This is a genomic window from Burkholderia gladioli, from assembly GCF_000959725.1.
Lineage (GTDB): Bacteria > Pseudomonadota > Gammaproteobacteria > Burkholderiales > Burkholderiaceae > Burkholderia > Burkholderia gladioli.
Genome location: NZ_CP009323.1, coordinates 1,600,285 through 1,624,116, shown reverse-complemented (window position 1 = coordinate 1,624,116; position 23,832 = coordinate 1,600,285). Strand labels below are relative to the sequence as shown.

Below are 23,832 nucleotides of genomic sequence, written 5' to 3'. Positions count from 1 at the left end.
TGGCTCATGCCGAAATTTTCCCCTCTCGCGCTGGCCGTGCTGGCGATGCTGACCGAAGCGCCGATGCACGCCTACCGGATCCAGCAGTTGATCAAACTGCGCGGCAAGGACGAGGTGATCAACGTCCGCCAGCGCAACAGCCTCTACCAGACACTCGAGCGCCTGCTGCGCGACCACCTGGTGGTGGTCCACGATACCGAACGCGACGGCATGTTCCCCGAGCGCACTATCTACGCCGTCACCGAATCGGGTCGCAACACCGCGCGCCAGTGGCTGCGCGAGCAGCTCGCGCAACCGGCCCGCGAATTCCCGGCGTTTCCGGTCGCGCTGTCGATCCTGCCCTTGCTATCGGTCGAGGATGCGCGGCGCCAGCTCGAGGCGCGCATCCTCGCGCTCGAGGAAGAGCTCGAACGGCTCGAGGCGGCCCGCAACGCGGCACTCGCGATGCAGATCCCGCGGCTGTTCCTGCTGGAGAGCGAGTTGCTGCAGGCCACCGTCGAGACCGAACTCGACTGGGTGCGCAGCGTGGTGGGGCACCTGAAGGTGGGGGCGCTGACCTGGAGCGAGGCCTGGCTGCGCGACGTGGCGGCACGCCTGGCCGAGGCCGATCCCGATTGAGGCGGATGGAGCGGAGCGGGGCGGCACGAGATCCTTGCGCGCCCCATCACACGCTCGCTACTTCGTCGAGATGTCGATATCGCCGAAATACTTGCGGCCCAGCGCCTGCACGGTGCCGTCGGCCTTGAGCTGCTCGATGGCCGCGTCGAGGCGTGCCTTCAGCGCCGCATCCCCCTTGCGCAAGCCGAAGCCGATGCCGTCGCCGAGGATCCGGTCGTCGCGCACCGGCGCGCCGACGAAGGCGAAACCCTTGCCGTCGGGCCGCGACAGGAATCCGCGCTGGCCGGCCGGCGCGAGCACCAGGGTGCCGTCCAGGCGCCCCGAAACCAGGTCGGCATATACCTGGTTCTGGTCCTGGTAGGGAACGATCGACACATCCGCGTTGGCCCAGTGCGCGTTTGCGTAGGTTTCCTGAATGGAGCCCTGCAGCACGCCGATGCGCTTGCCCTTCAGCGATTCCGGCGTCGGCTGCAGACCGCTGCTCGCTCGCGCGATCAGCTGGGTCGGCACGCGATAGATGATGGTGGTGAAGGCGATCGCCTGGCGACGCTGCGGCGTCGCGTTCATGGCCGAGTTGATCGCGTCGAACTTGCGCCCCTGCAGGGCCGGGATCAACCCGTCGAACGAGGTCTCCACCCACTTGCAGTCGAGCTTCGCGATGCGGCACACGGCATTGCCGACGTCGATGTCGAAGCCCTGCAGCGAGCCGTCGGCCGCCTTCGATTCGAACGGCGCGTATTGCGCCTCGACGCCGAAGCGCAGGTTCTGCGCATCGGCCGCCCGGGCGGCGCCCGTGAGGCTCATGGCAGCCGACGCGCCGAGCGCGCAGGCGAACGCGCTGACGCGCCGCCGGTTCCATCCAGTCATGCTGATCTCCTTGCAGTCTGCGGGATTCTGATCAGAGCGCGCGCAGCCGACGCGCGCCCTCGACGAGCGTCGCGTCGTCCTTGGCGAAGCTCAGGCGTATCACGCCGGTCTCGGTGCCGTCCGCGTAGAACGCGGACAGCGGGATGGTGGCGACGCGCGCCTCGCGAATCAGGCGCAGCACGAAATCGCTGTCGCGCTCGTCGCAGACATGGCGAAAGCGCGCCAGCATGAAGAAGCTGCCCTCGCTGGGCAGCAGCTCGAAGCGCGAATCGGCCAGCTCGCGCGCCAGCAGGTCGCGCTTGGCCTGGTAGAAGGCCGACAGCCCCAGGTAGCTGGCCGGATCGGCCAGCGCCTCGGCGAAGGCGATCTGCATCGGCGTATCGGCCGAGAACACCATGAACTGGTGGACCTTGCGGATCTCGTCCATCAGCGCGGCCGGCGCCAGGCAATAGCCGACGCGCCAGCCCGTCACGTGGAAGGACTTGCCGAACGAGGAGACGATCACGCTGCGCTCGGCCAGCGCCGGGCGGCTCGCCATGCCGAGGTGGCGCGCGCCGTCGAACACCACGTGCTCGTAGACCTCGTCGGACAGGATCACGATGCCGGTGTCGCGCGTGAGCCGCTCGAGCCGCGCGAGATCGTCGGCGCCGAAAATGGTGGCGGTGGGGTTGTGCGGGGTGTTGACGATGATCATCCGCGTGCGCGGCGTGAGCGCGGCCGCCACCTCGTCCCAGTCGATCCGGAAGGTTTCCGCCGAGAGCTTGATGGCCACCGGCACCGCGCCCTGCATGCGCACGATCGGCGCGTAGCTGTCGAACGAGGGCTCGAAATAGATCACCTCGTCGCCGGGATGCACCAGCGCGCTGATCGCGGCGTACAGGCCCTCGCTGGCGCTGGCCAGCACGGTGATCTCGCTGCCGGGGTCGTAGCGCGCGCCGCCCAGGCTCTCGGTCTTCAGCGCCAGCGCCTCGCGCAGCGCCAGCACGCCCGGCATCGGCGCGTACTGGTTGTGGCCGTCGCGCATCGCGCGCGCCACGCCCTCGACCAGCGCCGGATCGGGCGCGAAGTTGGGCGCGCCCTGCGAGAGATTGAGGGCATCGTGTTCGGCGGCCAGCTTGCCGATCACGCTGAAGATCGTGGTGCCCACGTCGGGCAGCTTGGAGCGGGGCGCGAGAGCGCTCTGCATGGGACATCTCCTGCGGCGGAACCGGGCCGCGCCGACACGGCGGCGGCCATACCGAGCGATTTAGCCGGAGACAAATTCCCCCCGCAATCGAATCCTCTGCATGGCCGCCATGAGGAAATTGCATGGCTGACCTGCGCGACGCAATCCCGCGCCGCGATGCTCCGCGGCACGGCGGCCATGAAAAAACCGGCCGGCCGGCACGTCGTGACAACGTGCCGACCGGCCGGTCCGGTCCCGCGAGCCAGCCCGGGCGGTCAAGCCGCCGGGGCCGCGAGGCTTACTTGCCGCCGATGCTCTTGAGCGGCTTCCACTCGCCCTTCTCGACCTTGTACATCGTGATGCCGCCGTTCTTCAGGTCGCCGCGCGAATCGTAGGCGATATGCGTCGAGGTCACGCCGGCCATGTCGGTCTGCGCCAGCACCGGCAGGTACTTGGCCGGATCGGTCGAGTTCGCCTTCTTCATCGCGTTGAACATCGCCATCGCGCCGTCGTAGGCGTACGGCGAGTAGGTCTGCACGTCCTCGCCGAAGCGCTTCTTGTACTTGTCGGCGTAGGTCTTGCCGCCCGGCATGTCGTTCAGCGGCAGGCCGGCCAGCGAGGCGATGGTGCCTTCCGAGGCGTCGCCGGCGATCTTCAGGAAGGTCGGCGTGTGGACCATTTCACCGCCCATCAGCGGCGCCGTGAGGCCCAGCGACTTCATCTGCTTGACCATCGGCGCGGCTTGCGAATCGGCGCCGCCGTAGTAGACCAGGTCCGGCTTGGCGGCCTTCAGCTTGGTCAGGATCGCCTTGAAGTCGACGGCCTTGTCGTTGGTGAACTCGCGATCGACGATGGTCGCGCCGGCTGCCTTGGCGGCCTTCTCGAACTGGTCGGCCAAGCCCTGGCCGTAGGCGGTGCGATCGTCGACGATGGCGATCTTCTTCATGCCGAGATCCTTCACCGCGAAGGCGCCCGCGACCGAGCCCTGCTGCGTGTCGGAGGTCATCATCCGGAAGGTCGTCTTGTAGCCCTGCGTGGTGTACTCCGGCGCCGTCGCCATGGCGATTTCCGGGATGCCGGCGTTCGCGTAGATGCGCGAGGCCGGGATCGTGGTGCCCGAGTTGAAGTGGCCGAGCATGCCCTTGATGCCGTCGTCGACGAGCTTCTGCGCGACCGTGGTACCCGTGCGCGGGTCGGCCTGGTCGTCCTGCGTATCGAGCACGAAGGTCACCGGCTTGCCGCCGATCACGGGCTTCGTCGCGTTGAAGTCCTCGATCGCCAGCACGATGCCGTTCTGCATGTCCTTGCCGTAATGCGCCTGCGCTCCCGTCATCGGTGCCGCGAAGCCGATCTTCACGTCATCCGCGTACGCGGTCCCCGCCAGCGACATGACCGCAACGAACGTCGCGCCTGCCACTTTTTTCATCGTGTGTTGCATTAGCTTCTCCTAATACCAGGGTAAATGGAGCGGCTTCGGGTTTGCCGTGCCGCTTCCGTTTCGTCATGCCAACCAGCCGGGATCGCTCAGCCGATCGTCATCAGGTTCGCGTTACCGCCCGCCGCCGCGGTGTTCACGCTGACCGAGCGCTCGGTCAGCAGGCGTTCCAGCGCGTAATCCTCGTCGCCGTTCTCGAAGGCGCCGGCCGCCACGCCCTGCACCGAGAGGATCGGGCCGGGACGTTGCGAGACCTCCTTCACCAGCGCCAGCAATTCGTCGCTGTCGCCCTCGAACAGCACCGCATCGAAGCTCGCGTCGGCCTGCTTGCGCACCGTCGCGTGGCCCTTCAGCGAGGCCGGCAGCGCGGCGGCCAGCGCCTCGCCGGCGGCGCCCGCGAACAGCGCGCGGTTGCCGGTGGCCAGCACCGAGGCGAACTGCGCACGCGCGCCGCGCGCGGTGGCCGCGATGCAGAGCACCGTGCCGCGCGGGCCGAGCGTATAGGTATTGCGCTCGCCGGTCGGGCCGGGCAGCACCGCGGTCGCGCCGGCCAGCACGCGCGACAGGTAGCCTTCGCAGCGCGCGGCCAGCGCGGCCTCGCGCTGTTCGATCAACCAGTCGCGCAGCGCGGCCAGGGCCGACGCCGGATTATCACCCGACTCGCCCTCCACCGGCGCATCCACCACCAGCGAGGCCTCCAGCGACTTCGGCAGGCCCGCCGGGCGCGTGGCCAGCAGGCGCTGCAGGTAGAGCGCGCCGCCGGCCTTGGGACCGGTACCGGACAGCCCCTCGCCGCCGAACGGCTGCACGCCCACCACGGCGCCCACCACGTTGCGGTTCACGTAGATGTTGCCGACATGGGCGCGGCCGATCACGTGGGCGATGGTCTCGTCGATGCGCGTATGGATGCCGAGCGTGAGGCCGTAGCCGGTCGCGCGCACCTGCTCGAGCAGCTTGTCGAGCGCGCTGCGGCGGTAGCGCACCACGTGCAGCACGGGGCCGAACACCTCGCGCTTGAGCTCGTCGATGCTGCCGATCTCGATCAGCGTGGGCGGCACGAAGGTGCCCTGCGCGCAGCCGTCCGGCATCGGCAGCTGGGTGACCTGGTGGCCCTTTTCCTTCATCGCGGCCACATGGGCATCGATGCCGCGCTTGGCGTCGGCGTCGATTACCGGGCCGACGTCGGTCGAGAGGCGATCGGGATTGCCGAGCGCGAGCTCGTGCATGGCGCCCTTGAGCATGGTCAGCGTGCGGTCGGCCACGTCGTCCTGCAGGCAGAGCACGCGCAGCGCCGAGCAGCGCTGGCCGGCCGAGTCGAAGGCCGAGTTCAGCACGTCGGCCACCACCTGCTCGGCCAGCGCGGACGAATCCACGATCATCGCGTTCTGGCCGCCGGTCTCGGCGATCAGCGGGATCGGCTTGCCGTCCGGGTCCAGGCGCGCGGCCAGCACCTTGTTGATCAGGCGCGCGACCTCGGTCGAGCCGGTGAACATCACCGCGCGCGTGCGCGGATCGCCCACCAGCGCGGCACCGACCGTCTCGCCGTCGCCCGGCAGCAGTTGCACCGCGCCGGCCGGCACGCCGGCTTCGCGCAGGATGCGCACGGCCTGCGCGGCGATCAGCGGAGTCTGCTCCGCTGGCTTGGCCAGCACCGTGTTGCCGGCGGCCAGCGCGGCCGCCACCTGGCCCATGAAGATCGCCAGCGGGAAGTTCCAGGGGCTGATGCAGACCACCGGGCCGAGCGGGCGATGCGTGTCGTTGGAGAACTCGTCGCGGATCTGCGCCGAGTAGTAGCGCAGGAAGTCGATCGCCTCGCGAATCTCGGCCACCGCGTTCGGCAGCGACTTGCCGGCCTCGCGGATCACCAGGCCCATCAGCGTGTGCATCTGCGCCTCGAGCAGGTCGGCGGCGCGCGCCAGGCAGTCGGCGCGATCCTCAACCGGCGTGGCCTGCCAGATCGGCGCGGCCGACACGGCATGCGCGAGTGCGGCGCTGACCTGCTCGGGCGTCGCCTCGCTGACGGTGCCGACCACGTCGCGCAGGTCGGCCGGGTTGCGGACCTCGCGCGCCGGCGCGTCGGACAAGGCCTCGTCGGCCAGCAGCGGCGCGGCGCGCCACGGATGATGCGCGCTCGTCAGCAGTGCCGAGGACAGCGAGGCGAGACGATGCTCGTTCGACAGGTCGAGGCCCATCGAGTTGGCGCGCGAATCGCCGTAGAGCTGGCGCGGCAGCGGGATCTTCGCGTGCGGCGCGCCGAGCGGGACGATCCTGGCGGCTTCCTCGACCGGGTCGGCCACCAGGTCCTTCACGGCCACCGCCTTGTCGGCGATGCGGTTCACGAAGGAGGTGTTGGCGCCGTTCTCGAGCAGGCGGCGAACCAGGTAGGCGAGCAGGGTTTCGTGGGTGCCGACCGGCGCGTAGACGCGGCACGGGCGGTTCAGCTTGTCGCGGCCCGTCACTTCCTCGTACAGCGGCTCGCCCATGCCGTGCAGGCACTGGAACTCGTACTGGCCCGGGTAGTAGTTCTGGCCGGCCAGGTGGTAGATCGCCGAGAGCGTGTGCGCGTTGTGCGTGGCGAACTGCGGATAGACCGCGTCGGGCGCGCCGAGCAGCTTCTTGGCGCAGGCCAGGTAGGACACGTCGGTGTAGATCTTGCGCGTGTAGACCGGGTAGCCCTCCAGGCCGTCGACCTGGGCGCGCTTGATTTCGGAGTCCCAATAAGCGCCCTTCACCAGGCGGATCATCAGGCGGTGACGGCTGCGGCGCGCCAGGTCGATCAGGTAGTCGATCACGAACGGGCAGCGCTTCTGGTAAGCCTGCACCACGAAGCCGATGCCGTTCCAGCCGGCCAGGTCCGGATCGAAGCAGAGCGCCTCGAGCAGGTCGAGCGAGAGCTCGAGGCGGTCCGCTTCCTCGGCGTCGATATTGAGGCCGATGTCGTAGCGGCGTGCCAGCAGGGCCAGCGCGCGCACGCGCGGCAGCAGCTCGCTGATGGTGCGATCCTGCTGCGCGCGCGAATAGCGCGGATGCAGCGCGGACAGCTTGATCGAGATGCCCGGGCCTTCGTAGATGCCGCGGCTGCCGGCGGCCTTGCCGATCGCGTGGATCGCCTGCTCGTAGGAGGCGTAGTAGCGCTGCGCATCCTCCTCGGTGGTGGCGGCCTCGCCGAGCATGTCGTAGGAATAGCGGAAGCCGCGCGCCTCGTACTTGCGGCTGTTGGCCAGCGCCTCCGAGATCGTCTCGCCGGTCACGAACTGCTCGCCCATCAGGCGCATCGCCATGTCGACGCCCTTGCGGATCAGCGGTTCGCCGCCGCGGCCGATCAGGCGCGTGAGCGCGGAGGACAGCCCGGCCTCGCTGTTGGTGGTGACCAGCTTGCCGGTGATCATCAGCCCCCAGGTGGCCGCGTTGACGAACAGCGAGGGCGCGTGGCCGACGTGCGAGCGCCAGTCGCCCTTGCTGATCTTGTCGCGGATCAGCGCGTCGCGCGTGGCGCGATCGGGGATGCGCAGCAGCGCCTCGGCCAGGCACATCAGCGCCACGCCTTCCTGGCTCGACAGCGAGAATTCGTGGATCAGCCCTTCGACGCCGCCGCCGGAGCTCTTGCTGCGCAGCGTCTCGACCAGCTTGGCGGCCAGGTTCTGCGCGTCGGTCGACAGGTTCGCACTCAGGCGGGCCTGGCCGATCAGGAAGGGCACGCACTCGGGCTCGGGGCGACGATAGGCGGCCGTGATCGCGGCGCGCAGCACCGATTGCGGCTGCACGCTCTGCGCGAATTCGAGGAACGGGTGGGGCGCGCCGTCGTCGTTGTCGGTATGGCTGTCGGCGAGTTCGGCAAAACCGCTGCGCCCCGACAGCTCGGCCGGAAGCTGGCCGTGCTCGATCTTCTCGAGGTACGCGAAGATCGCTTGCTTGATCAGCCAGTGGGGGGTGCGCTCCAGGCGCGCGGCGGCGTCCTTCAGACGCGAACGGAGCAGATCGTCGACTTTGACGCCTAGGGTGGTGCTTGCCATGATTCCTTGTGTGCCGGTACTTGGCCGGCGGTCGCGTGGATAAGACTCGCGGAATCCTATGCCACACAATAAAAAGGTGCAACCGAATCGCGAGTTCGGTTGCACCTTTGCAAAATACTTTGGAATCAATGCATTAGAGCATCGCAACCGACCCACGCCAAGCACTAGGGTGATCGGTATTTTCCCTTAGGACGGGTGAGCGCCCGGCGCGGGTTTTTCGGCGCACCGGAATGGGGAATCGGCGTTTCGGGGAGTACCGCGCACGGCGGCGAGGCGAGTGCTCGCTACGCGGTGATCGATCTCGCGCCTTGCCTGTCGTGGGTTCCTGTTTGATTCCGGCGTATCGCGAAGCAGGCGAAATGTGGGCCCATGGCAGCATCGAAGGCACCCGGCGCGACCCGGAAACGTCCGAAAAGCCCGCTGGTTGCACCACTTCGATGCATGCGCTCCTGTCGCGCGAACTGGCTCGGGAAGCCGTAGCGGCGCGCCGCTCAGATGTCGAGCGGGTCCACCTCGACGCTCCAGCGCAACACGCCCTTCAGTTCGCGCAGCCGCGGTTGCCACGCCGCCAGCACGTGTTGCAACACCGCGCGCGAGGCGCTTTCCACCAGCAGTTGCGCGCGGTGCACATGGAGCACCTTCACGATCGTCATCGGCACGGCGTCGTAGACGGTCACGCGCTCGGCGCCGGGCAGCGCCGCCAGCTCGGCCGCGCCCGCCTGCAGGAAGGCCAGCGCGGCTTCCAGGGTGCGCCCCTCGGCGCGCAGCAGGGCCTGGTAGACGAAGGGCGGCAGATGCGCGTCGCGGCGCTCGGCCAGCGTCGAGCCGGCAAAGCCGACGTAATCGTGCCGCGCCAGCGCGTGATAGAGCGCGTGGCGCGGATAACGCGTCTGGATCAGCACGTCGCCGGGCAGCCCGGCGCGGCCCGCGCGGCCGCTGACCTGCATCAGCTGCGCGAACAGGCGCTCGGTGGCGCGGAAGTCGTGCGAGAACAGGGCGGTGTCGGCATTGAGCACGCCGACCAGCGAGACGCGCCGGAAGTCGTGCCCCTTGGCGATCATCTGGGTGCCCACCAGGATATCGACCTCGCCGGCATGGACGTCGGAGAACAGCGCCTCGGCGCTGCCCTTGCGGCGCGTGCTGTCGGCGTCGATGCGCAGGATCCGCGCGCCCGGCACCGCCTCGGCGAGCGTCTCCTCGACGCGCTGCGTGCCGCGCCCGAGCGGCGCGATATCGACATTGCCGCACTCGGGGCAGTTGTGCGGGATCCGCGATTCCCAGCCGCAATGGTGGCAGCGCAGCGCGCGCTCGGGCTTGTGCAGCACCACGTAGGCGCTGCAGCGCGGGCAGCCGGCCACCCAGCCGCAGGCGTCGCAGGCCAGCGCCGGCGCGTAGCCGCGCCGATTCAGGAAGATCAGGCTCTGCTCGCCGCGTTCGAGCCGGCCCTTGAGCGCGGCCACCAGCGGCCCCGACAAGCCGCCGATCGAGGCCCGGCCGCGCCGCCGCTCCTCCTCCAGGTCGACCAGCCCGACGGTGGGCAGCACCGCGTCGGCCACCGCGCGGCGCGACAGCGTGAGCCGCGTGTAGCGGCCCTGCTCGGCCTGCCACCAGCTTTCCAGCGAGGGCGTGGCCGAGCCCAGCACCACCGGGATCTCGAGCCGCTTGGCGCGCCATACCGCGAGGTCGCGCGCCGAGTAGCGCAGGCCTTCCTGCTGCTTGTAGGCGGGCTCGTGCTCCTCGTCGACCACGATCATCGCCAGCGACGGCAGCGAGGCCAGCACCGCCAGGCGCGTGCCGAGCACGATGCGCGCGCGGCCGGTATGCGCGGCGAGCCAGTGTCGCGCGCGCTCGCCCTCGGCAAGCCCGCTGTGCAGCGTGACGATCGCGCCGGGCGGCAGCACCGCGGCGAAGCGCGCGCGGAACGCGGCCTCGAACTGCGGCGTCAGGTTGATCTCGGGCACCAGCACCAGCGCCTGCGCCTCGGGTCGCGTGGACAGCAGCGCCGCCAGCGCGCGCAGGTAGACCTCGGTCTTGCCGCTGCCCGTCACGCCGTGCAGCAGGAAGGGCGCGAAGCCGCGCGCGGCCTCGATCGCCTCCAGCGCGTCGGCCTGCTCGGCGGTGAGAGCCGGCGGCACAGGCGCGACGATCGAGTTATCCACCGCTTGTCCACCGACGTCGGCCGCGGCGATCTCGATGCAGGCGGCCCAGCCCGCCTCGCACCAGGCGTCGAGCGTCGCTTGCGCCTTGGGATGCAGCGCGCGCAGTTCGGGCAGGGGGAGGGAGGGGTTGTCGAGCAGCGCCTGCGCGAGCCGGCGCAGTGCCGCGGCGCGCGCGGGCAGCGCATCGGGCAGGGCCTCGCGGCCGGCGGGCGAGAGCTGGTAGCGGATCTCGGGCGCCAGCAGGCGGCCCCAGCGCTCGGCGTCGCGCAGCGCCTGCGGCAGTGCCGGCAGGGCAACCTCGCCGCGGCCGCGCTGGTAGTAATCGGCCGCGAAATCGACCAGGTCGAGCCAGTCGCCGGCCAGCGGCGGCAGCTCGGCGCAGATCGCGGCGACCTCGCGCAGGCGATTCTCAGGCACCTCGGTGTGAGTGGCGACTTCGCAGATAAGCCCCACCACCAGCCGCTTGCCGAACGGCACCTGCACCAGCATGCCGACGCGCGGCGGCAGCGCGCCGCGATAGCGGTAATCGAATAGCGTCGCTAAAGGATGATCGAGCGCGACGCGCACGTAGAGGGCTTCGCTCATCGGCCGCCCGGCGCGCCGGCAGGCGCGATCGACGGCCGGCGCACGGCCGGCGACGCGAAGTTAAAGTAAAACATCACTTTCGGCGCTAAGTTTCGGATTCTCATTAAGAATCAGTGGAAGCCGATCCTTCCTGTGGATAACTTTGTTGAGAACTCGTGCTTGACTGTCCCAGAATGGCTTCCCCGCGTGCCGATCACTGCTTTTTGATACATCGGAGTCCTTGTCGCCGAGCCTTATCCAGCAAGGCTGCTATCCGATTTCCGGCGCAATAGCGTGGACGTTTTGTCGACGCGGCGCTCTACCGCGCCGCAACGTGCAAAATGTGTATAAGTCAAGTCTTGACAAGCCGGGAAGTGCCGATCGACGGGCGCTTGCGCCCCGATTCGCCCGGCCGGCGCAAACCGGAATCGCTGCGACGCAGCATCCCGGCTTCGATTCGACGCGCCGATCAGGCCTTGTCCTGCCCGCGCCAGGTAGCCCGCGCGAGCCGATGGAAAGCCGCGCCAACGCGCCGCCCGCGCGACTTCCTCAGCCCAGCGAACCCGCGCGCAGCGTGCGGCTATGGCGATGCACCTCGTCGACCAGCTCGGCGACACTTTCCGGCGGCGTGAACTGCGAGATGCCGTGGCCGAGATTGAACACGTGGCCGGGATGGTTGCCGTAGCTGTCGAGCACCGCGCGCGCTTCCATGCGGATCGTCGCCGGCGGCGCGAACAGGATGTTCGGGTCGAGGTTGCCTTGCAGGGCCACCGCGCCGTTCACGCGCTCGCGCGCGCGGCCGAGGTTGACGGTCCAGTCCAGGCCCACCGCGTCGACGCCGCTGGCGGCGATCTCCTCGAGCCACAGCCCGCCGCCCTTGGTGAAGGTGATCACCGGCACCTGCTCACCGTCGTGCTGGCGCTTGAGCTTGGCCACCACGCGACGGATCGGGTCCAGCGAGAGGCGCTGGTAGGCGCCGTCGGCCAGCGTGCCGCCCCAGGTGTCGAAGATCATCACGGCCTGCGCGCCGGCTTCGATCTGCGCGTTCAGGTAGGCCGCCACCGCATCCACGTTGACGTCGAGGACGCGCTGCATCAGGTCCGGCCGCGCATACGCCATCGACTTCACGGTGCGGAAATCGTCCGAGCCGCCGCCCTCGACCATGTAGCAGGCGAGCGTCCAGGGGCTGCCCGAGAAGCCGATCAGCGGCACCCGCTGGCGCCCCTGCGCGTCGGTCAGCGCGCGGCGGATCTCGCGCACCGCGTCGGTCACGTAGCCCAGCGTCGCGCCGATGTCGGGCACGGCCAGCCGCGCCACGTCGGCCTCGGTGCGCACCGGGCTGGAGAACTTCGGACCCTCGCCGGCCTGGAACTCGAGGCCCAGGCCCATCGCGTCGGGAATCGTCAGGATGTCGGAGAACAGGATCGCGGCATCGAGCGGGTAGCGCTCGAGCGGCTGCAGCGTCACCTCGGTCGCGTAGTCGGGATTCTTGGCCAGGCCCAGGAAACTGCCGGCGCGCGCACGCGTGGCGTTGTACTCGGGCAGGTAACGGCCTGCCTGGCGCATCAGCCAGATCGGCGTGTAGTCGGTCGGCTCGCGACGCAGCGCGCGCAGGAAGGTGTCGTTGAGCAGGTTATGAGCCACGGTATGAGCGACGAAGCGGGTGCAAACGCGCATTCTACCGGAGCCGCCCGCCGCCGGCCGCGCGACGGCTTCGCGGGACCGGCGCGCGCCGCTATCATCGGGGACCGATGCGCGCCGCCCGTGCCCCGAAGCCGGCGCCGCATTCCAGCACTCGCCACCAGAAAACCCCGTTTGGAGACATCGATGATCCCGGCCCTCATTCCGGCGCGCTCCCGTGCACGCGCAGTCGCGTCCTGCCTTGGCTTTGGCATCGCCTGCGCGGGCGCGACGGCCTTCGCGGCCAGCCCCGCCGCGCCCGGCGCCGAGCCGATCGCCAACGCGGCCGGCGCGGCGCCCGCCGCCGCCTCGCGGCTCGACGAAGTGCTCGCGCGCGGCGTGCTGCGCGTGTGCACCACCGGCGACTACCGCCCTTATTCGTATTACCGGCCCGACGGGCGCTTCGAGGGCATCGACATCGACCTGGCCGAATCGCTGGCGCGTTCGCTGAAGGTGCGCACCGAGTACGTGAAGACCAGTTGGCGCGCGCTCACCGACGATTTCGTGGCGCGCTGCGATATCGCCGTCGGCGGCATCTCCACCACGCTCGATCGCCAACAGCGCGCCTTTTTCACGCGCCCGACCATGCGGGACGGCAAGACGCCGATCGTGCGCTGCGCCGACGTGGGGCGCTACCAGAGCGTCGCCCAGATCGACCAGCCGGCCACGCGCGTGATCGTCAACCCGGGCGGCACCAACGAGCGTTTCGCCAGGCAGTACCTGGGCCACGCGCAACTGAGCGTGCATCCCGACAACGTGACGATCTTCCGGGAGATCCTCGACGGCCGCGCCGACGTGATGGTCACCGATGCCTCGGAAACGCTCTGGCAGCAGAAGCTCAATCCCGGGCTCTGCTCGGTCCACCCCGAGCAGCCGTTCCAGTTCGGCGAGAAGGCCTACATGGTTCCGCGCGGCGACGTGGTGTTCCAGCAATACGTCGACCAGTGGCTGCACCTGGCCCGCGAGACCGGCGAATTCCAGGCCGTGACGGACAAATGGCTCAAATAGGGGCGCGGCCGGCGTTTCGGTGTCTTACGACGCGGCGCGCCGGTTACACCCGGGGGCGGCAAGGCTTACCGGGCCGGGTAGTCCACCCGGCCATCGGTGCCGCTGCCGGGCCCGGCGGGGCAGCGAACAGGCCCGCAAGACGGCAGGAAGTCGGCTGTAGCCGGATTGATGCACCATCGCGAGGATATTCGTCCGGGAAATCGGGGATTATCCGAATGCAGGAAATACCAGTTTTGCCGGCTTGTCGACCTTATTCTGGCGTTTGGCGAAAACACAAAAAAACACACAAAATGATGACCGGAAAATACGGTAAAAAGACCCCGCCTTAAACTCCGACAGAAAGTAAAAAATCCCGGAGAGCCTTATCTGGCGGGCGTTACAACCTGATACACTTTGTTACCGCCAGCCCCGATCAATTCGCCCACAATGGCTCTCACGGTTTCAACACGGATGCGGTCTTTCTTGTGCCTTGTGTGAGCGGATACGAAGCACGCTGAATAGTCCGTCGGTCTCGTACCGAATCCCTTCCCAGGGGCATCCTTGTTGGAATCGTGATCGGCCTAAGCCGATTGCTTCCACCTTTGGTCTCCTCGCGCTAACCCCGTAGCGTGTGGTTTTTAGCGGGCTAATAAGCCCGCTTTTTTTCGTCCATAGAAAACGCAAACGCTCCCGCGTCAGGCCGTTTTCTGCTCCGTCAGCCGCAGTTCGTCGATCATCGCGTCGCGCATCACGAACTTCTGCACCTTGCCGGTCACCGTCATCGGCAACGCCTCCACGAATCGCACGTAGCGCGGCACCTTATAGTGGGCGATCTGCCCGCGGCAAAAGTCGCGCAACTCCTCCTCGTCCATCGCCTCGCCGGCGCGCAGCACGATCCACGCGCACACTTCCTCGCCGTACTTCGGATCGGGCACGCCGAACACCTGAGCGCTCTGGATCTTCGGGTGACGAAACAGGAATTCCTCGATCTCGCGCGGATAGATGTTCTCGCCGCCGCGGATCAGCATGTCCTTGAGGCGTCCAACGATGTTGCAGAAGCCTTCCTCGTCGAAGGTGGCCAGGTCGCCCGTGTGCATCCAGCCGTCGACGATCGCGCGCCGCGTGAGCGCCTCGTCGCCCCAGTAGCCCGCCATCACCGCGTAGCCGCGCGTGCAGAGTTCGCCGGTGGCGCCGACCGGCACGATCGCGCCCTCGGCGTCGACGATCTTCGCCTCCAGGTGCGGCTGGATCCGGCCGACCGTGGTGGTGCGCTTCTCCAGCGTGTCGTCGGTGGTGCTCTGGAACGAGACGGGGCTGGTTTCGGTCATGCCGTAGGCGATGGTGACCTCGGCCATGTGCATCTCGGCCACCACGCGCTTCATGGTCTCGATCGGGCAGGGCGAGCCGGCCATGATGCCGGTGCGCAGCGTGCCGAGGTCGAAGCGCTTGAATTCGGGGTGGTCGAGCTCGGCGATGAACATGGTCGGCACACCCTGCAGCGCCGTGCAGCGTTCGGCCTCGACGGCGGCCAGGGTGGCGAGCGGATCGAAGGCGGCGCCGGGAAACACCATCTTCGCGCCGACCGACACGCTGGCCAGCACCGACAGCACCATGCCGAAGCAGTGATAGAGCGGCACTGGAATGCACAGCGCGTCCTGTTCGGTGAGCCGCATCACCCGCGCGATCGCGCGTGCGTTGTTGACCACGTTGCGATGCGTGAGAGTCGCGCCCTTCGGGCTGCCGGTGGTGCCGCTGGTGAACTGGATATTGATGGGATCGGTGTCGGCCAGGCCCGCGCCGAGCACGTCGAGGCCCGCGTGCTCGCGCAGCGTGCGCCCGTGCGCGAGCACGTCGTCGAAGCGCAGCATGCCGGCCGGCGGCGCCTCGCTCATCGACACCACCGCGCGCAGCGCGGGCAGGCGCGCCGCATGCAGGGCGCCCGGCGCGCAATCGTGGAGCTCGGGCGCGAGCGTGCGCAGCATCTGGGTGTACTGCGAGCTCTTGAACGAATCGGCCGCCACCAGCATCTTGCAGCCGACCAGGTTCAGCGCGTATTCGAGCTCGGCGAGCCGGTAGGCGGGGTTGATGTTGACCAGGATCGCGCCGATCCGCGCGGTCGCGAACTGCGTGAGCAGCCACTCGACGCGATTCGGCGCCCAGATGCCGACGCGCTCGCCCGGCGCGATGCCGAGCTCGATCAACGCCGCGGCCAGCGCATCGACCTCGTCGCCGAACTCGCGCCAGCTCCAGCGTACGTCCTGCTCGCGGAATACCACGGCCGGCCGATCGGGGAAACGCGCGATGGCGGCGGCCAGGAAATGGCCGATGGTGTCGTGGCTGAGCGGCACGTCGGTCGTGCCTCGCACGTAGGAAAGGCAGTCGTGCGGCGCGATTCCCGCGGGGCGGCCGCCCCGGCCAGCCTGGTCGCCCGGATTCGAAGCCTGGTTTGCCGTCGTCGTCATTGCCATCTCCGAGTAGGTGCGGTGAGCCGGCTCATTCTGCACCGGCTGACAATCGGCTGACATCGGGGTTAGCGCGGCCCGCGTCTCGCGGCAGCGGCAGCAGCAACGGCGGGGCGAAAACCCGGACGAAAAAAAAGCAGCCCGGAGGCTGCTTCTTCCTGCCGGTGCACGAGGCACCGACGCTTCAGTTCTTGCTGCGGATCTTGGCAAGACGCTGGATCGCCTCGAGCTGCGCCATCGCCGTGGCGAGTTCCGACTGCGCCTTCGCGAGGTCGATATCCGACTTCGCGTTCTGCAGCGTTTCCTCGGCACGACGCTTCGCTTCCTCGGCCTTCGCGGCGTCGAGATCCCGGCCGCGAATCGCGGTGTCGGCGAGCACGGTCACGGCGCCCGGTTGCACTTCGAGAATGCCGCCGGCGACGAACACGAATTCGTCCTGACCGCCTTCCGATTCGATGCGCACCGCGCCCGGACGAATCCGGGTGATGAGCGGCGTGTGGCCGGGCAGAATGCCCAGCTCACCCGATTCGCCCGGCAGCGCGACGAACTTCGCCTGGCCCGAGAAGATTTCCTCTTCCGCGCTGACGACGTCTACTTTGATGGTTGCCATATGGACTCCTGTCGACGGACCCCGGCGCTGGCGCGCCGCTGCCCGTCCCATGCACGGCAGGTCGAGCGTGTTGCAGGCAGCGCGCCTCGCGCAAGCGCTCCAGCCGAAATCGACCGAAGCGCCGGCGCAGGCGGCACGCGCCTGCCACTCACCCTGACCTTACTGGATCTTCTTGGCCTTCTCGAAGGCTTCGTCGATCGTGCCGACCATGTAGAACGCCTGTTCCGGCAGGTGGTCGCACTCGCCTTCGACGATCATCTTGAAGCCACGGATCGTTTCCTTCAGCGGCACGTACTTGCCCGGCGCGCCCGTGAACACTTCCGCGACGTGGAACGGCTGCGACAGGAAGCGCTGGATCTTCCGTGCGCGGGCGACCGTCTGCTTGTCTTCCGGCGACAGTTCGTCCATGCCCAGGATCGCGATGATGTCGCGCAGTTCCTTGTAGCGCTGCAGCGTCTGCTGCACGCCGCGCGTGATCGTGTAGTGCTCTTCGCCGATCACGTTCGGGTCGATCTGGCGCGAGGTCGAGTCGAGCGGATCGACGGCCGGGTAGATACCCAGCGAGGCGATGTCACGCGACAGCACGACGGTGGCGTCCAGGTGGCCGAAGGTGGTGGCCGGCGACGGATCGGTCAAGTCATCCGCCGGAACGTACACGGCCTGCACGGACGTGATCGAGCCGGTCTTGGTCGACGTGATGCGTTCCTGCAGCTTGCCCATTTCCTCGGCCAGCGTCGGCTGGTAACCCACCGCCGACGGCATCCGGCCCAGCAGTGCCGACACTTCGGTACCGGCCAGCGTGAAACGGTAGATGTTGTCGACGAAGAACAGCACGTCGAGGCCTTCGTCACGGAAGTGCTCGGCCATCGTCAGGCCGGTCAGCGCCACGCGCAGACGGTTGCCCGGCGGCTCGTTCATCTGGCCGTAGACCAGCGCGACCTTGTCCAGCACGTTGGAGTCCTTCATCTCGTGGTAGAAGTCGTTCCCTTCACGGGTACGCTCGCCCACGCCCGCGAACACGGAGTAACCGCCGTGTTCCTTCGCGATGTTGTTGATGAGCTCCATCATGTTGACGGTCTTGCCCACGCCGGCGCCGCCGAACAGGCCGACCTTGCCGCCCTTGGCGAACGGGCAGACCAGGTCGATCACCTTGATGCCGGTTTCGAGCAGTTCGGTCGACGGCGACAGTTCGTCGAACGCCGGTGCCTTCTGGTGGATCGAGCGCTGATGCTCGCTCTCGATCGGGCCGGCCTCGTCGATCGGACGACCCAGCACGTCCATGATGCGGCCGAGGGTCGGCTTGCCGACCGGCACCGAGATCGGCTTGCCGGTGTTCTTCACCGCCACGCCGCGGCGCAGGCCGTCGGAGGCACCCAGACAGATGGTGCGGACGATGCCGTCACCCAGCTGCTGCTGGACTTCGAGCGTCAGTTCCGAGCCATCCAGAGTGAGCGCGTCGTAGATCTTCGGCATGCTGTCGCGCGGGAATTCCACGTCGATAACGGCGCCGATGCACTGTACGATCTTGCCTTCTACCAAAGCAGTAGTACTCATCGCTTTTCCTTTCAATACCTGATTCTTTACTCGCGCAAGGGCGCAGTTTCGAGGCAACGGTCGCTGAGCCGCTTACACCGCGGCGGCACCGCCGACGATCTCCGACAGCTCCTTCGTGATCGCGGCCTGCCGGCTCTTGTTGTACGACAGCTGAAGCTCGCTGATCACGGTCTTCGCATTGTCGGACGCAGCCTTCATCGCGACCATTCGCGCCGATTGCTCGGACGCCATGTTTTCCGCCACTGCCTGGTAAACCAGCGCCTCGACGTAGCGCACCAGCAGCTCGTCGACCACCGCCTGCGCATCCGGTTCGTAGATGTAGTCCCACGAGGTCTTGGGCGTACCGTCCGCGCCGTTCTCGAAGTGCTCGGCCGACAGCGGCAGCAGCTGCTCGATCACCGCTTCCTGCTTCATCGTGTTGATGAAGCGCGTGTAGGCGATATAGACGGCCGACAGCTTGCCTTCCGAGTACGCGTCGAGCTGCACCTTCACGGCGCCGATCAGCTTGTCCAGGTGCGGCGTATCGCCGAGCTGGACGACCTGCGAGACCACCTTGCCGCCGACGCGGTTCAGGAAGCCGAGGCCCTTGTTGCCGATCGCGGTGGCCTCGAACTTCTGGCCCTGCTTCTCGAGCTCCTTCAGCTTGCTCACCGTCGTGCGCAGCACGTTGGTGTTCAGGCCGCCGCACAGACCCTTGTCGGTCGTGACGAGGATCAGGCCAGCCGTCTTCGATTCCTCGTTCGCCACCATGAACGGGTGGCGGTATTCCGGGTTCGCGCGGCTCATATGCGCGGCGATCGCGCGGACCTTGTCGGCATAGGGACGGGCAGCGCGCATGCGTTCCTGCGCGCGGCGCATCTTCGATGCCGCGACCATTTCCATCGCCTTGGTGATCTTGCGCGTGTTCTGCACGCTCTTGATCTTGCCGCGGATTTCCTTCATTCCAGCCATTGCTTGCTCCTTGACCGAAGCGATGCCTCAGCGCTCACGCGCCTGGCATCGCCTCGAGGTATCCCTCGCGGATCAATAGGCGCCCGACTTCTTGAAGGACTTCAGCGCTTCGTGCAGCGCGCCGTCGTCTTCCTTCGACAAAGCCTTGGTGTCTTCGATACGCTTGATCAGGTCGGCGTGGCTGGTCTTCAGGTACTCGCGCAGGCCCTTCTCGAAGGCGAGCACGTCCTTCACCTCGACGTCGTCGAGGTAGCCGTTGTTCGCCGAGAACAGCGCGACGGCCAGTTCCCAGACCTGCAGCGGCTGGTACTGCGGCTGCTTGAGCAGTTCCGTGACGCGGCGGCCGCGCTCGAGCTGCTTGCGCGTGGCGGCATCCAGGTCCGAGGCGAACTGCGCGAAGGCAGCCAGCTCGCGGTACTGCGCCAGGTCGGTACGGATACCGCCCGAGAGCTTCTTCACGACGTTGGTCTGCGCGGCGCCACCGACTCGCGACACCGACACGCCGGCGTTGATTGCCGGACGGATGCCCGCGTTGAACAGGTCGGTTTCCAGGAAGATCTGGCCGTCCGTGATCGAGATCACGTTGGTCGGCACGAAGGCCGTGACGTCGCCTGCCTGCGTTTCGATGATCGGCAGGGCCGTCAGCGAACCGGTCTTGCCCTTCACTTCGCCGTTCGTGAACTTCTCGACGTACTCTTCCGAGACGCGCGCGGCGCGCTCGAGCAGACGCGAGTGGAGATAGAACACGTCGCCGGGATAGGCTTCGCGGCCCGGCGGGCGGCGCAGCAGCAGCGAGATCTGGCGATAAGCCCAGGCTTGCTTGGTCAGATCGTCATAGATGATCAGGGCGTCTTGACCGCGATCGCGGAAGTATTCGCCCATCGTGCAGCCGGCGTACGGCGCGAGGTACTGCATCGCGGCCGAATCCGAAGCCGAGGCCGACACCACGATGGTGTATTCCATCGCGCCGGTTTCCTCGAGCTTGCGCACCACGTTCATGATCGACGAAGCCTTCTGGCCGATCGCGACGTAGATACAGACGAGGTCCTTGCCCTTCTGGTTGATGATCGTGTCGAGCGCCACGGCGGTCTTGCCAGTCTGGCGGTCGCCGATGATCAGCTCGCGCTGGCCGCGGCCGATCGGCACCATCGCGTCGATCGACTTCACGCCGGTCTGCACCGGCTGCGACACGCCATGACGCCAGATCACGCCCGGAGCGATCTTCTCGATCGCGTCGGTGGCCTTGGCGTTGACGGGGCCCTTGCCGTCGATCGGGTTGCCGAGCGCATCGACCACGCGGCCGATCAGTTCGGGACCGACCGGCACTTCCAGAATGCGACCCGTCGTCTTGACGATGTTGCCTTCGGAGATGTGGCCGTAGTCGCCCAGGATCACCGCGCCGACCGAGTCGCGCTCGAGGTTCAGCGCGAGGCCGAAGGTGTTGCCCGGGAATTCGAGCATTTCGCCCTGCATCACGTCCGACAGGCCGTGGATGCGCACGATGCCGTCCGTCACGGAGATCACGGTGCCCTGGTTGCGAACGTCCGCGCTCGCTTCAAGGCCCTGGATCCGGCTCTTGATCAGCTCGCTGATCTCAGAGGGATTGAGTTGCATATTCGCTCCTGATGTTCAATTCTGTTGCGTGCCGGCTGCGGCGCTCAGGCGGTCAGTGCGCTTTGCATGCTGACCAGCCGCGCGCGCACCGAGGTGTCGAGCACTTCGTCGCCGACCGTCACGCGCACGCCGCCGATCAACGACGGGTCGACCTCGACCGTCGGCTTCAGCTTGCGTGCGAATTTCCGTTCGAGGCTCGCGAGCAGCTCGGCGAGAGGCGCGCCTTCGAGCGGAAACGCGCTGACGATCTGCACGTCGGCGGCGCCTTCGCGCGCATTCTTCAGCGCCTCGAATTGCACGGCGATCTCCGGCAGCAGCACGGTGCGGTGATTGTCGACCAGCATCCGCACGAAGTTCTTCGCTTCCGTGCCGCTCGCCAGCGGCGACTTCACCGCGGCGATCAGCAGTTCGACGACCTGTTCGCGCCCGACCTTCGGGTTGGACGCGACGGACTGGACTTCGGGCAGTTGCGCAACCTGGGCCAGCTCCTTGACGAGGGTGGACCAGGCGGCGACGTCACCAGCCTCGGCCACGCGAAACAGCGCTTCTGCGTAAGGGCGGGCGATGGTTGCAAATTCGGCCATGATCAGAGCTCGGCTTTCAGTTGATTCAGCAGTTCGGCGTGGGCCGCCTGGTCGACTTCGCGCTTCAGGATCTGTTCGGCGCCCTTGACGGCCAGCGTCGCGACATCCGCGCGCAGCAGTTCACGGGCCTTCACGATTTGCTGTTCGGCGTCGGCCTTCGCCTGGGCGACGATGCGGGCCGCTTCGGCCTGCGCGTTCGCCTTGATTTCGTCCGCGACGGCGATCGCGCGCTTTTCGGCGTCGGCGATGCGTTGCTGTCCGTCGGTACGGGCTTGCGCGAGCTCCTGGTCAGCGGCCTTGTGCGCCGCTGCGAGTTCCGCCTTGCCCTTTTCCGCTGCGGCGAGACCGTCGGCAATCTTCTTCGCGCGTTCGTCGAGTGCGTTGATCAGCGGCGGCCACACGAACTTCATCGTGAACCACGCGAGGATCAGGAACACGACCATTTGCGCAAACAGGGTTGCGTTGAGATTCACGGTGTTTCCTTAGTCTGCTATCCGGGAAAAAGAAACGGTAAGGCGCTCATCGAGTTGCATCCGATCAGCGCCCGGTCTCCGTTCCGCCCTGCGCCCGCCATGCGGGCGCAATATTTCCGGGGAACCTTAGCCTGCGAGCTTCGACAGGAGCGGGTTCGCGAACGCGAACAGCATCGCCACGCCAACACCGATCAGGAATGCCGCGTCGATCAGGCCAGCCAGCAGGAACATCTTGGTTTGCAGCGGGTTGATCAGCTCGGGCTGACGTGCGCAGGCTTCGATGTACTTGCCACCCATCAGGCCGATACCGATACAGGCGCCGACGGCACCCAGGCCGATGATGATGCCGATACCGATAGCGGTCAGACCCTGGATGTTGGCGATGAAAGCTTGCATGATCACTCCTATGTGAAAAGACTTGGAACTAGAGATTTAAAAACGAAAAACGAAGACTCTTCTACCGGACGCCCGCTCAGTGCGATTCGTGCGCCTGGCCGAGATACACCAGCGTCAGCATCATGAAGATGAATGCCTGCAACAGAACAATCAGGATGTGGAAGATTGCCCAGACGCTGCCCGCGATCACGTGACCGACGAAGCCGAGAACCGTCGCGTCGCCGCCGAAGCTCCACATGCTGCCCAGCAGAGCGATCAGCAGGAACACCAGCTCACCCGCGTACATGTTGCCGAACAGCCGCATGCCGAGCGAAACGGTCTTGGCGACGTATTCGACGATGTTCAACGCAAGGTTCGGGATCCACAGCAGCGGGTGCGCGCCGAACGGTGCCGAGACCAGCTCGTGCGCGAAGCCGCCGACGCCCTTGATCTTGATGCTGTAGTAGAGCATCAGGATGAACACGCCGAGCGCGATGCCGAGCGTGCCGTTCAAGTCGGCGGTGGGGACGATGCGGTGATTGGGGATCACGCCGGCCAGGCCCAGCGCGCCGATCACGCGGCCCGGGAGGTCGACGGGGAGGAAGTCGAGGGAGTTCATCAGCAGCACCCAGACGAACACCGTCAGGGCCAGCGGCGCGATGAAGGTGCGGTTGCCGTGCACCACCGCCTTCGATTGATCCTCGACCATCTCGACGATCATCTCGATCAGGCACTGGAAGCGGCCCGGCACGCCCGGCGTGGCCTTGCGAGCAGCAAGGCGCAGCACCAGGATGGTCACGAGACCACAGACGATCGACCAGAACAGCGTATCGAGATTCCACACATGGAAGTCGACGATCGACGTCTGATGCGAGGAGGTGAAGTTCTGCAAGTGGTGCGCAATGTACTCGGACGGATCCAGAGCGTGCGTGCCTTCGCTAGCTGCCATAGTCGTTAATGCCACCCAATTGTCGAAAATCGTTGTTTTACGTATTACCGCAAGAAATTATTGCGGGAACACGAGAGCGCAACCTCGAGTCGAACTGCGATACTTGCACACGCTGCGCCGCGTATGCGTCGAAATCCGACATCGATTTGCCGCAAGATGCTTTACCGCCAGGCGAGTGCGAGCCAGTAGGTCTTCAGTGCGACGAGATAGGTGACGAGCAGCGGCACCCAGTGCACGTCCGGGAACCGGAGCGCCACCGCGGTGAACATCGCAATCGTCACGCCCAGCTTCAGCGCCTCGCCGAACATCCAGCCCATCACGGTGTTCGCACCGCCGAACCTCAGTCTCGCTGCAAACACCGCACTCGGTACCCAGCCGATCGCTCCGCCCAGCATTGCCGATTGCGCAGCGGCACCCGGCGACTTTGAAAACAGCCACCACGCCAGCGTTGCAACCAGGGACAAGACCACCTGCGCGATCACTACCCGAAACGGGGTGACGCGAGATGGCCGGCTCACGTCCGGACCGAACAGCGCTTCAGCCTCGGCCCGCGTGAGCGGAACGATATTGTTATCCTGCTGCCCGGCTTCCCAATCGTCTTCCGCGTGTGGAACACCGTGCCGCTGCACGCCAGCGACCTGCTGCGCGTGGCGATGATCGTCGTGCCTGTCTTCCGGCGCTTGACCCGCCATCTTCGTCTTCCGCTAAATCGCCGTAAGCCTTCAGCTTTCAAAAAGCCTTCGGGCTGGCCGTGCTAACAAATCCGAGCGAT

18 protein-coding genes are annotated in these 23,832 nt (G+C 67.0%); 2 read left to right on the top strand and 16 right to left on the bottom strand.

The features are described 5' to 3' along the window. Positions 1-6 precede the first annotated feature (6 nt). Entirely contained in the window at positions 7-618 is a 612-nt protein-coding gene (locus BM43_RS24190) for a PadR family transcriptional regulator (RefSeq protein WP_025097728.1), read from the top strand. Positions 619-675: 57 nt separating this feature from the next. Here the strand turns inward: BM43_RS24190 and BM43_RS24185 are convergent, their stop codons facing one another. The 6 genes from BM43_RS24185 to hemE all read right to left on the bottom strand — a co-directional run bounded on the left by BM43_RS24185 (position 676) and on the right by hemE (position 12,465). After that, the gene (locus BM43_RS24185) at positions 676-1,485 is read right to left on the bottom strand and encodes an ABC transporter substrate-binding protein (protein ID WP_036035265.1); all 810 of its coding nucleotides are present in this window, start codon (positions 1,483-1,485) and stop codon (positions 676-678) included. A 31-nt stretch (positions 1,486-1,516) separates the two neighbouring features. After that, positions 1,517-2,671, bottom strand: coding sequence for a pyridoxal phosphate-dependent aminotransferase (locus BM43_RS24180; RefSeq protein ID WP_036048681.1), 1,155 nt, complete (start codon positions 2,669-2,671; stop codon positions 1,517-1,519). A 277-nt stretch (positions 2,672-2,948) separates the two neighbouring features. Then, positions 2,949-4,088 (bottom strand): branched-chain amino acid ABC transporter substrate-binding protein, encoded by a 1,140-nt coding sequence (locus BM43_RS24175; protein ID WP_013696183.1) that lies wholly within the window; start codon positions 4,086-4,088, stop codon positions 2,949-2,951. Between the two features lie 86 nt (positions 4,089-4,174). After that, positions 4,175-8,098: a trifunctional transcriptional regulator/proline dehydrogenase/L-glutamate gamma-semialdehyde dehydrogenase gene (putA, locus tag BM43_RS24170; protein ID WP_036048683.1), complete on the bottom strand. Its 3,924-nt coding sequence runs from the start codon at positions 8,096-8,098 to the stop codon at positions 4,175-4,177. A 491-nt stretch (positions 8,099-8,589) separates the two neighbouring features. Then, on the bottom strand, positions 8,590-10,842 hold the full coding sequence (locus BM43_RS24165; RefSeq protein ID WP_036048685.1) for a primosomal protein N': 2,253 nt from the start codon (positions 10,840-10,842) through the stop codon (positions 8,590-8,592). Positions 10,843-11,370: 528 nt separating this feature from the next. Further along, a complete protein-coding gene (gene hemE, locus BM43_RS24160) occupies positions 11,371-12,465 on the bottom strand; it encodes a uroporphyrinogen decarboxylase (protein WP_036048687.1) in 1,095 nt (364 codons plus the stop codon). Between the two features lie 183 nt (positions 12,466-12,648). Here hemE and BM43_RS24155 point away from each other — a divergent pair, with 183 nt between their 5' ends. After that, positions 12,649-13,509, top strand: coding sequence for a transporter substrate-binding domain-containing protein (locus BM43_RS24155; RefSeq protein ID WP_036048688.1), 861 nt, complete (start codon positions 12,649-12,651; stop codon positions 13,507-13,509). A gap of 674 nt (positions 13,510-14,183) precedes the next feature. Here BM43_RS24155 and BM43_RS24150 read toward each other — a convergent pair. From BM43_RS24150 to BM43_RS24105, 10 genes are all read right to left on the bottom strand, one after another. Next, positions 14,184-15,950 (bottom strand): AMP-binding protein, encoded by a 1,767-nt coding sequence (locus tag BM43_RS24150; RefSeq protein ID WP_042285785.1) that lies wholly within the window; start codon positions 15,948-15,950, stop codon positions 14,184-14,186. Between the two features lie 184 nt (positions 15,951-16,134). Further along, entirely contained in the window at positions 16,135-16,560 is a 426-nt protein-coding gene (locus BM43_RS24145) for a F0F1 ATP synthase subunit epsilon (RefSeq protein ID WP_013696176.1), read from the bottom strand. Between the two features lie 159 nt (positions 16,561-16,719). Beyond that, positions 16,720-18,114, bottom strand: coding sequence for a F0F1 ATP synthase subunit beta (gene atpD, locus BM43_RS24140; protein ID WP_017917924.1), 1,395 nt, complete (start codon positions 18,112-18,114; stop codon positions 16,720-16,722). Positions 18,115-18,186: 72 nt separating this feature from the next. Beyond that, the gene (gene atpG / locus BM43_RS24135) at positions 18,187-19,065 is read right to left on the bottom strand and encodes a F0F1 ATP synthase subunit gamma (protein ID WP_013696174.1); all 879 of its coding nucleotides are present in this window, start codon (positions 19,063-19,065) and stop codon (positions 18,187-18,189) included. Between the two features lie 72 nt (positions 19,066-19,137). Beyond that, positions 19,138-20,679, bottom strand: a complete 1,542-nt coding sequence (gene atpA, locus BM43_RS24130; protein WP_036048690.1) for a F0F1 ATP synthase subunit alpha — start codon at positions 20,677-20,679, stop codon at positions 19,138-19,140. 44 nt (positions 20,680-20,723) lie between these two features. After that, positions 20,724-21,263, bottom strand: coding sequence for a F0F1 ATP synthase subunit delta (locus tag BM43_RS24125; RefSeq protein ID WP_017917925.1), 540 nt, complete (start codon positions 21,261-21,263; stop codon positions 20,724-20,726). A gap of 2 nt (positions 21,264-21,265) precedes the next feature. After that, positions 21,266-21,736, bottom strand: a complete 471-nt coding sequence (locus BM43_RS24120) for a F0F1 ATP synthase subunit B (RefSeq protein ID WP_013696171.1) — start codon at positions 21,734-21,736, stop codon at positions 21,266-21,268. Between the two features lie 126 nt (positions 21,737-21,862). Next, complete coding sequence (atpE, locus tag BM43_RS24115) at positions 21,863-22,132, bottom strand: F0F1 ATP synthase subunit C (protein WP_013696170.1); 270 nt, start codon at positions 22,130-22,132, stop codon at positions 21,863-21,865. A gap of 76 nt (positions 22,133-22,208) precedes the next feature. Continuing rightward, a complete protein-coding gene (gene atpB / locus BM43_RS24110) occupies positions 22,209-23,060 on the bottom strand; it encodes a F0F1 ATP synthase subunit A (RefSeq protein WP_025097717.1) in 852 nt (283 codons plus the stop codon). A gap of 161 nt (positions 23,061-23,221) precedes the next feature. Beyond that, positions 23,222-23,752, bottom strand: a complete 531-nt coding sequence (locus BM43_RS24105; RefSeq protein WP_013696168.1) for an ATP synthase subunit I — start codon at positions 23,750-23,752, stop codon at positions 23,222-23,224. Positions 23,753-23,832: the final 80 nt, after the last annotated feature.

Excerpts from the sequence above, each read along its gene's own strand:
- putA (WP_036048683.1), bottom strand. The coding sequence starts at position 8,098 with ATGGCAAGCACCACCCTAGGCGTCAAAGTCGACGATCTGCTCCGTTCG.
- atpA (WP_036048690.1), bottom strand. The coding sequence starts at position 20,679 with ATGCAACTCAATCCCTCTGAGATCAGCGAGCTGATCAAGAGCCGGATC.
- BM43_RS24185 (WP_036035265.1), bottom strand. The coding sequence starts at position 1,485 with ATGACTGGATGGAACCGGCGGCGCGTCAGCGCGTTCGCCTGCGCGCTC.
- BM43_RS24105 (WP_013696168.1), bottom strand. The coding sequence starts at position 23,752 with ATGGCGGGTCAAGCGCCGGAAGACAGGCACGACGATCATCGCCACGCG.
- BM43_RS24155 (WP_036048688.1), top strand. The coding sequence starts at position 12,649 with ATGATCCCGGCCCTCATTCCGGCGCGCTCCCGTGCACGCGCAGTCGCG.
- BM43_RS24165 (WP_036048685.1), bottom strand. The coding sequence starts at position 10,842 with ATGAGCGAAGCCCTCTACGTGCGCGTCGCGCTCGATCATCCTTTAGCG.
- BM43_RS24145 (WP_013696176.1), bottom strand. The coding sequence starts at position 16,560 with ATGGCAACCATCAAAGTAGACGTCGTCAGCGCGGAAGAGGAAATCTTC.
- atpD (WP_017917924.1), bottom strand. The coding sequence starts at position 18,114 with ATGAGTACTACTGCTTTGGTAGAAGGCAAGATCGTACAGTGCATCGGC.
- BM43_RS24180 (WP_036048681.1), bottom strand. The coding sequence starts at position 2,671 with ATGCAGAGCGCTCTCGCGCCCCGCTCCAAGCTGCCCGACGTGGGCACC.
- atpG (WP_013696174.1), bottom strand. The coding sequence starts at position 19,065 with ATGGCTGGAATGAAGGAAATCCGCGGCAAGATCAAGAGCGTGCAGAAC.
- BM43_RS24150 (WP_042285785.1), bottom strand. The coding sequence starts at position 15,950 with ATGACGACGACGGCAAACCAGGCTTCGAATCCGGGCGACCAGGCTGGC.
- BM43_RS24125 (WP_017917925.1), bottom strand. The coding sequence starts at position 21,263 with ATGGCCGAATTTGCAACCATCGCCCGCCCTTACGCAGAAGCGCTGTTT.
- BM43_RS24190 (WP_025097728.1), top strand. The coding sequence starts at position 7 with ATGCCGAAATTTTCCCCTCTCGCGCTGGCCGTGCTGGCGATGCTGACC.
- BM43_RS24175 (WP_013696183.1), bottom strand. The coding sequence starts at position 4,088 with ATGCAACACACGATGAAAAAAGTGGCAGGCGCGACGTTCGTTGCGGTC.
- atpB (WP_025097717.1), bottom strand. The coding sequence starts at position 23,060 with ATGGCAGCTAGCGAAGGCACGCACGCTCTGGATCCGTCCGAGTACATT.
- atpE (WP_013696170.1), bottom strand. The coding sequence starts at position 22,132 with ATGCAAGCTTTCATCGCCAACATCCAGGGTCTGACCGCTATCGGTATC.